This is a genomic window from Pseudomonas sp. B23(2017) (genome assembly GCF_002113725.1).
GTDB lineage: Bacteria > Pseudomonadota > Gammaproteobacteria > Pseudomonadales > Pseudomonadaceae > Aquipseudomonas > Aquipseudomonas putida_Z.
Genome location: NZ_NEJM01000026.1, coordinates 31,856 through 41,446 on the forward strand (window position 1 = coordinate 31,856; position 9,591 = coordinate 41,446).

The 9,591-nt window shown below is 63.6% G+C and carries 11 protein-coding genes; 7 read left to right on the forward strand and 4 right to left on the reverse strand.

What is annotated here, in order from left to right:
- The first annotated feature begins 97 nt into the window (after positions 1 to 97).
- On the forward strand, positions 98 to 1,213 hold the full coding sequence (locus CAG46_RS26810; RefSeq protein WP_085619357.1) for an AlgP family protein: 1,116 nt from the start codon (positions 98 to 100) through the stop codon (positions 1,211 to 1,213).
- Here the strand turns inward: CAG46_RS26810 and CAG46_RS26815 are convergent.
- A complete protein-coding gene (locus CAG46_RS26815) occupies positions 1,189 to 1,671 on the reverse strand; it encodes a TIGR02444 family protein (protein WP_085619359.1) in 483 nt (160 codons plus the stop codon). The two genes, CAG46_RS26810 and CAG46_RS26815, sit on opposite strands and share 25 nt — an antisense overlap.
- 50 nt (positions 1,672 to 1,721) lie before the next feature.
- Between CAG46_RS26815 and CAG46_RS26820 the strand changes: the two genes are divergently transcribed.
- The 3 genes from CAG46_RS26820 to CAG46_RS26830 all read left to right on the forward strand — a co-directional run bounded on the left by CAG46_RS26820 (position 1,722) and on the right by CAG46_RS26830 (position 5,051).
- Positions 1,722 to 3,632 carry an ATP-binding cassette domain-containing protein gene (locus CAG46_RS26820; RefSeq protein ID WP_085619361.1) on the forward strand — a complete coding sequence of 637 codons (1,911 nt, stop codon included), beginning with the start codon at positions 1,722 to 1,724 and terminating at the stop codon, positions 3,630 to 3,632.
- Positions 3,632 to 4,219 carry a mechanosensitive ion channel family protein gene (locus tag CAG46_RS26825; protein ID WP_085619363.1) on the forward strand — a complete coding sequence of 196 codons (588 nt, stop codon included), beginning with the start codon at positions 3,632 to 3,634 and terminating at the stop codon, positions 4,217 to 4,219. Before CAG46_RS26820 ends, CAG46_RS26825 begins: the two co-directional genes overlap by 1 nt.
- Positions 4,220 to 4,418: 199 nt before the next feature.
- The gene (locus CAG46_RS26830; RefSeq protein ID WP_046616418.1) at positions 4,419 to 5,051 is read left to right on the forward strand and encodes a LysE family transporter; all 633 of its coding nucleotides are present in this window, start codon (positions 4,419 to 4,421) and stop codon (positions 5,049 to 5,051) included.
- Positions 5,052 to 5,123: 72 nt separating this feature from the next.
- On the opposite strand, the gene CAG46_RS26835 is transcribed toward CAG46_RS26830, so the two are convergent.
- Together CAG46_RS26835 and CAG46_RS26840 are read right to left on the reverse strand one after the other, a co-directional pair.
- Entirely contained in the window at positions 5,124 to 5,876 is a 753-nt protein-coding gene (locus tag CAG46_RS26835) for a slipin family protein (RefSeq protein ID WP_025337287.1), read from the reverse strand.
- Positions 5,877 to 5,878: 2 nt separating this feature from the next.
- The gene (locus CAG46_RS26840) at positions 5,879 to 7,225 is read right to left on the reverse strand and encodes a nodulation protein NfeD (protein ID WP_085619365.1); all 1,347 of its coding nucleotides are present in this window, start codon (positions 7,223 to 7,225) and stop codon (positions 5,879 to 5,881) included.
- A 98-nt stretch (positions 7,226 to 7,323) separates the two neighbouring features.
- Here CAG46_RS26840 and CAG46_RS26845 point away from each other — a divergent pair, with 98 nt between their 5' ends.
- From CAG46_RS26845 to CAG46_RS26855, 3 genes are all read left to right on the forward strand, one after another.
- Complete coding sequence (locus CAG46_RS26845; RefSeq protein WP_003260230.1) at positions 7,324 to 7,782, forward strand: aminoacyl-tRNA deacylase; 459 nt, start codon at positions 7,324 to 7,326, stop codon at positions 7,780 to 7,782.
- 60 nt (positions 7,783 to 7,842) lie between these two features.
- Complete coding sequence (locus tag CAG46_RS26850; RefSeq protein WP_075044292.1) at positions 7,843 to 8,085, forward strand: DUF2789 domain-containing protein; 243 nt, start codon at positions 7,843 to 7,845, stop codon at positions 8,083 to 8,085.
- Between the two features lie 69 nt (positions 8,086 to 8,154).
- The gene (locus CAG46_RS26855; RefSeq protein WP_075044293.1) at positions 8,155 to 8,793 is read left to right on the forward strand and encodes an NADH:ubiquinone oxidoreductase subunit N; all 639 of its coding nucleotides are present in this window, start codon (positions 8,155 to 8,157) and stop codon (positions 8,791 to 8,793) included.
- Positions 8,794 to 8,799: 6 nt separating this feature from the next.
- On the opposite strand, the gene CAG46_RS26860 is transcribed toward CAG46_RS26855, so the two are convergent.
- Positions 8,800 to 9,237: a CBS domain-containing protein gene (locus CAG46_RS26860; protein WP_025337291.1), complete on the reverse strand. Its 438-nt coding sequence runs from the start codon at positions 9,235 to 9,237 to the stop codon at positions 8,800 to 8,802.
- Positions 9,238 to 9,591 lie beyond the last annotated feature (354 nt).

A 9,591-nucleotide genomic window follows, 5' to 3' on the forward strand; every position in this document is an offset into this window, starting at 1 on the left:
ATGCAACGCGGCGTAAATAATACTGTCAACATGCCCTAGCGGCGGTAGCAGCAGAAGCATAGTATGAGCCGCAATCTCGTCAGCCAGGAGGTAAACCATGTCGGCTAAAAAGAAGCCAGTAAGCACGCCGTTACACCTGCTCCAGCAACTTTCGGGCAGCTTGCTCGAACACTTGGAAGATGCCTGCTCGCAAGCGCTGGCTGATGCGGAAAAACTGCTGGCCAAGTTGGAAAAGCAGCGTGGCAAGGCCCAGGAAAAACTGCACAACGGTCGCCTGAAACTGCAAGACGCGGCCAAGGCAGGTAAAGCCAAGGCGCAGACCAAGGCGCAAAAAGCCATTGGCGAACTTGAAGAACTGCTCGACTCCCTCAAGGAACGTCAAACCCAGACCCGTTCTTATATCCAGCAACTCAAGCGCGATGCCCAGGACAGCCTCAAGCTGGCCCAAGGTGTAGGCAAGGTTCGCGAAGCTGCAGCCAAGGCGCTTGACCAGCGTGCTGCCAAGACCTCCAAACCGGCAGCCGCCAAACCCGTCACCAAGGCTGCTGCGGCCAAACCTGCAGCCAAGCCGGCCGCCAAGGCCACTGCTGCCAAACCTGCGGCCAAGCCAGCCGCCAAGGCCACTGCTGCTGCCAAACCTGCGGCCAAGCCAGCCGCCAAGGCCACTGCTGCTGCCAAACCTGCAGCCAAGCCGGCTGCCAAGGCCACTGCTGCTGCCAAACCTGCAGCCAAGCCAGCCGCCAAGGCCACTGCTGCTGCCAAACCTGTGGCCAAGCCAGCCGCCAAGGCCACTGCTGCTGCCAAACCTGCGGCTAAACCAGCCGCCAAGGCCACTGCTGCTGCCAAACCTGCAGCCAAGCCGGCTGCCAAGGCCACTGCTGCTGCCAAACCGGCAGCCAAGCCAGCAGCCAAAGCCACCGCAGCCGCTAAACCTGCAGCCAAGCCAGCGGCAGCCAAAACGCCAGCCAAAGCCGCTGCTGCCAAGCCGGCCTCGAAACCAGCTGCCGCCAAGGCCCCAGCACGTACGGCCGCCAAACCCGCCGCCAAGCCAGCAGCTGCGAAGCCTGTTGCCAGCAAGCCAGCCGAAGCCAAACCGGCTACGCCAGCCGCCAGCACTCCTGCCGCCGCGACCAACTCGGCCACCCCGGCAGCTTCGGTAGCGCCATCGGCACCTGCCAGCACCCCGGCTCAGGCTCCGTCTTCGGCGTCCTGAAGCGCTGCCGCCGCGACGCGCAACCGAACCAGCGCGTCGTGGTGGCGGGCCTGGGCCGGCGCCAGCCGGTCCAGCCAGTTTTCCATGGGCTCATGGGCGCCCACCGGCCACTGTCGCGAACGCTCCTGCAAGCGTTCCAGCAAGGCTTTCTCGGCCTGTAACTCCAGCCCTTTCACCTGCTCCCGCAACGCCGCCAGCTGCGCATCACCTTGCGCCGCTGCTCGCCACTGTTGGCGCAAGCTACGTAACGGGTTGACCACTTCGCGCTGCCAGGGCTCGGCAACCTCGTGCAATGCCTGCACGCGTTCGCCCCGCACGGCCACGCCACGTGCCTGCAACCAGGTTGCGCACAGCAGCAGACAGACATCGCCACCCAGCGCCTGCAGGTCTAGGCAGGCGGCTTCTACGCCAGGCCTGGCGTACAGGGCCAGGGCGTGATTCCACAGGTCGGTGTGCATGGTTCCACTCGCGCTATGGGCCGAGGAAGCTGGTAGACTCCGCGACCATCATGATCAGACTATCCAACCTCACTTTACAGCGTGGTCCGCAGCGCTTGCTAGAAGGCGCCGAGATGACCCTGCACACCGGTCACAAGGCCGGCCTGATCGGCGCCAACGGCGCCGGAAAATCCAGCCTGTTCGCCTTGCTGCGCGGTGAGCTGTCGCCCGATGCCGGCGATTGCCAGCTGCCCAGTGACTGGCGCATCGCCCACATGCGCCAGGAAGTCGATACCCTCGACCGCCTGGCCGTGGACTATGTGCTCGACGGTGACGTGCGCCTGCGCAAGGTCCAGGCCGAACTGGCCGCGGCCGAGCAGGCCCACGACGGTACCGCCCTGGCGCGCCTGCACATTGAGCTGGATAGCGCCGACGGCTATACCGCCGACGCCCGCGCACGCAAGTTGCTGGCCGGCCTTGGTTTCACCAACGAACAGATGGACCGCCGCGTCGGCGACTTCTCCGGTGGCTGGCGGATGCGCCTGAACCTGGCCCAGGCCCTGATGTGCCCGTCCGACCTGCTGCTGCTCGACGAGCCCACCAACCACCTGGACCTGGACGCTATCCTGTGGCTGGAGGACTGGCTCAAGGGCTACCCCGGCACGTTGTTGCTGATCTCCCACGACCGCGACTTCCTCGATGCCGTGGTCGACCATGTGCTGCACGTCGAGCAGCGCAAGCTGAACCTGTACAAAGGCGGCTACACCGCCTTCGAGCGCACCCGGGCCGAGCGCCTGGCGCAACAGCAGCAGGCCTACGAGAAACAGCAGGCCCAGCGTGCGCACATGGAAAAGTACATTGCCCGCTTCAAGGCCCAGGCCACCAAGGCCCGCCAGGCACAGAGCCGGATCAAGGCCCTGGAACGCATGGAGGAGCTGTCGGCGGCGCATGTCGATTCGCCGTTCGACTTCGTTTTCCGCGAGTCGCAGAAAATCTCCAGCCCGCTGCTCAGCCTGTCCGAAGGCCGCCTGGGCTACGGTGACAAGGCGATCCTCGACAAGGTCAAGCTGCAGCTCACCCCCGGTGCGCGCATTGGCCTGCTCGGCCCCAACGGCGCTGGCAAGTCGACCCTGATCAAGAACCTCGCAGGCGAGCTCGAACCATTGTCGGGCCGCCTGGTGCGGGGTGAGAACCTGGCCGTGGGCTACTTCGCCCAGCACCAGCTGGATTCGCTGGACGACAAGGCCAGCCCGCTGCTGCACCTGCAACGCATTGCCCCCACCGAGCGTGAGCAGACCCTGCGCGACTTCCTGGGTGGCTTCGACTTTCATGGCGATCGCGTCGACGAGCCGGTGGTGAACTTCTCCGGTGGTGAGAAGGCCCGCCTGGCGCTGGCCCTGATCGCCTGGGAGCGACCGAACCTGCTGCTGCTCGACGAACCGACCAACCACCTCGACCTGGAAATGCGCCTGGCGCTGACCATGGCCCTGCAGGAGTTTGCCGGTGCCGTGGTGGTGGTATCGCACGACCGCCATCTGCTCAAGAGCACAACCGACGACTTCCTGTTGGTGGCTGACGGCAAGGTCGACATCTTCGATGGTGACCTGGACGACTACAGCCGCTGGCTGGTCGAGTACCGCCAGCGCAGCGCGCCGGCCAGTACCGCCCCGGTCAACCCGGACAAGACCGACAAGAAGGCCCAACGCCAGGCTGCCGCAGCCTTGCGCCAGCAACTGGCCCCGCACAAGAAGGCCGCTGACAAGCTGGAAGCCGAGCTCAACCAGGTGCACGCGCAACTGGCCGAAATCGAGACCGCGCTGGGTGATGGTGGCCTCTACGACGCGTCGCGCAAGGACGAGTTGCGTGACCTGCTGGCGCGCCAGACCAAGCTGAAGCAGCGCGAAGGCGAACTGGAAGAGGCCTGGATGGAAGCGCTGGAAACCCTCGAAAGCATGCAGGCCGAGCTCGAGGCGCTGTCCTGATGGAGGAACTGCGTTCGCTGCTGCCAGGGCAATGGATGGACACCTTCTGGCTGGGCTTGCAGATCCTGTTGATCCTGGTAGTGGCCTTCGTCCTGCAGCGCATCGTTGCACGCGGGCTGAGCCGCCTGAGCCAGCGTTACCCGTTGCCGCCGGAACTGCTGGTGCCGGTGCGTGGCGGCCTGCGCTGGCTGATCATGGGCAGCGCGTTGCTGTTTGTGCTGGAGCGCCTGGGTGTGTCGGCGACTGTGCTGTGGACAGCACTGTCCGGCTTCGTCGCGGTGGCGGCAGTGGCCTTCTTCGCCATGTGGAGCGTGCTGTCCAACCTGCTGTGCGCGGTGCTGATCTTCACCGTCGGGCCGTTTCGTATTGGTGACGTGGTCGAACTGGTCGACACCCTGGACAAGCCAGGCGTCAAGGGCCGGGTGATTGCCATCAACCTGCTGTTCACCACCCTGATGGAAATGCCCGAGGCGGGCGGGGCGCTGGTGCAGGTGCCCAATAGCCAGTTCTTCCAGAAGTCGGTACGGCGCTGGCGCGGGGCTGAGGTGCAGTCCATGCAAAAAGAGTCGTCCGCCGAGGCTGACTGAACCTGCACCGGCCTCTTCGCGGGTAAACCCGCTCCCACAGGAGTTCCGCAGCCCTTGGGGACAGCGCGATACCTGTGGGAGCGGGTTCACCCGCGAAGAGGCCAGCACAGACAATACAAATCCTTCAGAAATCGCTGGTTATTTTTTCACCAACACCTTAGCTTAACGTTTTGCAACATATGTTCGAGCGAGGTGTGTGATGTCGATGGAAGTGTGGTTGGGCTTCTTTGCCGCCTGTTGGGTGATCAGCCTTTCACCCGGTGCCGGGGCGATTGCCTCGATGTCCAGCGGCCTGCAATACGGCTTCTGGCGTGGTTACTGGAACGCCCTGGGCCTGCAACTGGGCCTGATCGTGCAGATCGCCATCATCGCCGCCGGCGTCGGCGCCATCCTGGCCGCCTCGGCCACGGCCTTCCAGATCATCAAATGGTTCGGCGTCGCCTACCTTGTCTACCTGGCTTACAAGCAATGGCGAGCCTTGCCGATGGACATGAGCGATGAATCCGCCGTGCGCCCGATCGGTAAACCGCTGAGCCTGGTGTTCCGTGGCTTTCTGGTCAACGTCAGCAACCCCAAGGCACTGGTGTTCATGCTGGCGGTGCTGCCGCAGTTCATCAACCCGCATGAACCGCTGTTGCCGCAGTATGTGGCAATCACCGTTACCATGGTCACCGTGGATATGCTGGTGATGGCGGGGTACACAGGGTTGGCTGCGCGGGTTTTGCGCTTGCTGCGTACGCCCAAGCAGCAGAAGCGTTTGAACCGGACGTTCGCCGGGTTGTTCATTGGTGCGGCCACCTTCCTGGCGACCCTGCGCCGCGCGCCAGTCTGATAGGCCCGGGGGCTGCTTTGCAGCCCATCGCGACACAAGGCCGCTCCTACAGGGATCGCATGGCGGCCTTTGCTATTTCTGCTTGTCCACCAACCCCTTGAGCAAATCCACCGGCAGCGGAAAGACGATGGTCGAACTCTTGTCCCCGGCAATCGTCCCCAGCGTCTGCATGTAACGCAACTGCATCGCCCCCGGCTCCTTGCTCAGCATCTGCGCCGCCTGCATCAATTTCTCCGACGCCTGCAACTCACCCTCGGCATGGATCACCTTGGCCCGTCGTTCACGCTCGGCCTCGGCCTGGCGGGCAATGGCACGCACCATCGATTCGTTGAGGTCGACGTGCTTGATCTCGACGTTTGCCACCTTGATGCCCCAGGCATCGGTCTGTGCATCCAGCACCTGGCGAATGTCCGAGTTCAGCTGCTCGCGTTCGGCCAACAGTTCATCCAGTTCGTGCTTGCCGAGCACCGCGCGCAGCGTGGTCTGGGCCAGCTGGCTGGTCGCCACGAGGAAGTCCTCGACCTGAATGATCGCCTTCTGCGGGTCGAGCACGCGGAAGTAGACCACGGCGTTGACCTTGACCGAGACGTTGTCGCGGGTGATCACATCCTGCGGTGGTACATCCAGCACCACGGTGCGCAGGTCGACCCGCACCATTTGCTGGATCACCGGGATCAGCAGGATCAGCCCCGGCCCCTTCACCTGCCAGAAGCGCCCCAGCTGGAACACCACGCCGCGCTCGTACTCGCGCAGGATGCGGAATGCCGACAGCAACAGCATCGCCAGCACGATCAGCACCGCGCCGAAGCCCAATTGCATGAACATGGTCATTCTCCTTGCGCCGCGGGCGCGGCGGCGCTCACTTCCAGCATGACGCCATGGCGCGCGGTCACCCGCACGTTCTGGCCCGCTTGCAGTGGCGTTGCACACTGCGCCTGCCATTGCTCGCCCTGGGCCAGCACGAAGCCACAGAACGGGTTGCCTGCCATCACCTGGGTGACGGTGACCAGGCTGCCGACCAGGCCGGCGTCACCGCTGACCAGCGCCCGTCGGCGGGCCTTGAGCGCCATGCCCAGCACACCGCCGATCAGCAGCGACGAGAGCACCGCCAGGGTGCCGATCAGGGCCAGCGGGATACCGAAACCAGGGGCATCGGTGTCGATCAGGATCAGCGCGCCGACCACGAAGGCGACGATGCCGCCAAAACCGACCACGCCGAAACTGGGCAGGAAGGCTTCGGCGATCATGAAGGCGATACCGAGCAATATCAGCGCCACCCCGGCGAAGCTCACGGGCAACAGCTGCAGGGCATACAGCGCCAGCAGCAGGCAGATGCCGCCGACCACGCCGCCTACCGTCGAGCCGGGGTTCATGAACTCGAACAGCAGGCCGTACACACCGATCATGATCAGGATCAGCGCCACGCTGGGGTTGGTGATGACCGCCAGCACCCGTGTGCGCCAGTCCGGCAGGTGCTCGACCAGGCTGGCGCCGGCAGTCTGCAGCTGCTGGGGCTGGCCAGCGACAGTGAGCGTTTTGCCATCGAGCTTGCGCAGCAGGTCGGGCAGGTCATCGGCCACCAGGTCGATCACGTCGAGCCGCAAGGCCTCGCTGGCGGACAGGCTGACCGCCTCGCGCACAGCCTTCTCCGCCCAGTCGGCATTGCGCCCGCGCAGCTGCGCCAGGCCACGAATGTAGGCCGCCGCATCGTTTACCTGCTTGCGCGCGAGGGTTTCGTCATCGCTGCCTTTGGCCTTGTCGTCCTTGGGCGTGCCTGGCGGGGCGCCTATCTGCACGGGGGTTGCGGCGCCCAGGTTGGTACCGGGCGCCATGGCCGCGACATGGCTGGCATAGAGGATATAAGTGCCAGCGCTGGCGGCGCGGGCACCACTGGGGGCGACGAAGGTTGCGACCGGCACGGGGCTGGCGAGAATCGCCTTGATCATCTGGCGCATGGCGCTGTCCAGCCCGCCCGGGGTGTCCATGCGGATAACCACCAGTTGCGCACCCTGCGCCTTGGCCTGGTCGAGGCTGCGCACCAGGTAGTCGGCGCTGGCCGGGCCGATGGCGTCATCGATGCCCAGCACCCAGACTGCACCGGGCGCTGCCCAGCCGCCTGGCGTGATACCAAGCAGCAACAGCAGCAACAGCCAGCGCCAGCAGCGGGTGATCACCTGTCGTCACCTCGTTTGCCTCTATTGCACAAGTTTAGCCCTGCCTGCTGGTACCCGACCTAAAATTGGAAATTGGGGGGCGAAACCGGAGGTGCATCATGCGTATGGCAAAGACCCTGCAGGATCGCCTGGACAAGGCCAACTGCGATTACGACATCATTCCCCATCCACATTCGGCCACCAGCCTGGAGTCGGCCCGTACGGCCGGCGTGCCCGCCGAGCGGGTCGCCAAGTCGGTGATGCTCGATGACCGTCATGGCAACTACATCATGGCCGTGCTACCGGCCAACCGGCATCTGGACATGACCAAGGTACGCATGTCCGGGGCCTGGCAACTGACCCGTGAAAGCGGCCTGCCGAGCCTGTTCGGCGACTGCGAGCGCGGTGCCGTACCGGCGCTTGGCGATGCCTACCAGATAAAGATGCTGCTTGATTCGAGTCTTACCCGCCAAGGCGATGTCTATCTGGAGGCGGGTGATCACGATCACCTGATCCACATGAGCATGGAGCAATATCTGAAGCTGGTGCCGCGCGCCGAAGTGCGTGAGCTCAGCTGATGCTCTCAACCCATGCCGGGCCGGCATCGTCGACGACCGGTCTGGCGACGAGGAGGAACCATGGATAAGCCGATTCATCCTTTGTCCGAGATTTTCAAACAGCTGGGGCTGTCTGACGATCCGGTCGATATCGACCGTTTCATCACCACCCATTCGCCGCTCGACGACGATATAAAGCTGGTTGACGCGCCTTTCTGGAACGATTCACAGCGCGCTTTTCTGAAAGAGAAGTACATCGCTGATGACGACTGGATTCCGATGATCGACCAACTGAACGAGGCGCTGCATCCAAGCAAAAAATAAAGCGCCGAGTGGTGCCTGACGAGTGATTGGCCGTTGCTATGCTCAGGAAAACAACAAGGGGATAGCGCGATGAAAGATCCCTACGCACCAGGCTTCTGGTGCTCCGTGACGATCCTGGGCACGTTGACGGCCAGTTATTTCTACGGCATACGGCAAACGCAACAGATGAACCAGGCGGTGCATTTCCTGTATGCCGCTGCCGCTGTCACTGTGGCGGTTGCACTGGTGGCGCTGGCCTGGATCGCCTGGCAGCAACTGCACCTGAACAAGCGTGAGGTGGTGCAGGGGCGAACGTTGCTGACCATCTGGAACACCAAGGTCGCGCTACGCCGCGTCGAGACGGTGTTCGACCGTTACTTCTGGGGCAGCTACTGGCATTCGGGGCGCACCTTCGAAGAGGTCATGGGCGAGCTCAAGGGCACGCCGCTGGAGCAGAGCCTGGATGCCCTGAAACGCCAGTGCCGCTTGCTCGATCGCGAAATTCATGACCACCATCACCACTGGCTGGCCAATGCCCGCGACCTGTCCAGCGTGGCCCAGGCCATGGCCCGTGAACGCTACCAGCTGGATGTGGGAGAGCCGACCCGCAGCGGTCATGGCAACACCGCCGTGCTCAACCGGGACCTGGAAGTGCTGGTGTACACCTGGTCGGCGCGCCTGCGCAGTTTCGACCATCAGCTGGACGAGCTGGAGCGCGCCTACCACTGAGGTGCTTCATTCGCCGCGGATGTATTGCTCCAGTTTCAGGATCAGGTTTGCCTGTTCGGCGATGGTTTCCTTGACCAGGTCACCGATCGACAGCAGGCCGAGCAGCTCGCCATTGCTGACCACCGGCAGGTGGCGCAGGTGGCGGTTGGTCATCAGGTTCATGCAGTACTCGAGGTTCTGCTTCGGTTCCACGGTGACCACCGGCGCACTCATGATCTCGCGCACAGGGGTGGCGGCGGACGAGCGGCCCTTCAGCACCAGTTTGCGCGCATAGTCCCGTTCACTGACGATACCCACTACCTGGTTGGCCTCGACCACCGGTAGCGCACCGACGTTTTTCTCCGCCAGCAGCTTCAGGGCGTCGAGTACCGAGTCATCCGGGCCGATGGTGTACACGGTCTGGTGCTGGGACTTGGTCTTGAGGATTTGTTCGACGGTCTTCATACGGGCCTCTGCGGGTGAAAAAAGCGATGTCTCGGAGTAAATAAAGCATCCGGCACGGCGCTCTGCACGGCAATGCAGGAAACGGCATCGAGTCGATTGAAAAACGTCATGAATGGTCGCCTGTACCGGCCTCTTCGCGGCTAAAGCCGCTCCCACAGGGTGGGAGCAACTGTCTTGTGTTGCCTGTACTGGCCTCATCGCCGGCAAGCCAGCTCCCACAGGGATAGCGCCTGGCTCAAGGCCGATGCGGTCGAGGTGGGAGCAACTGTCTTGCTCAATTTCTAAAATCTAGCGCGTCACCTGTGGGAGCGGGCTTGTCCCGCGAACACGGGCGAAGCCCGTGCCATCCAGCGC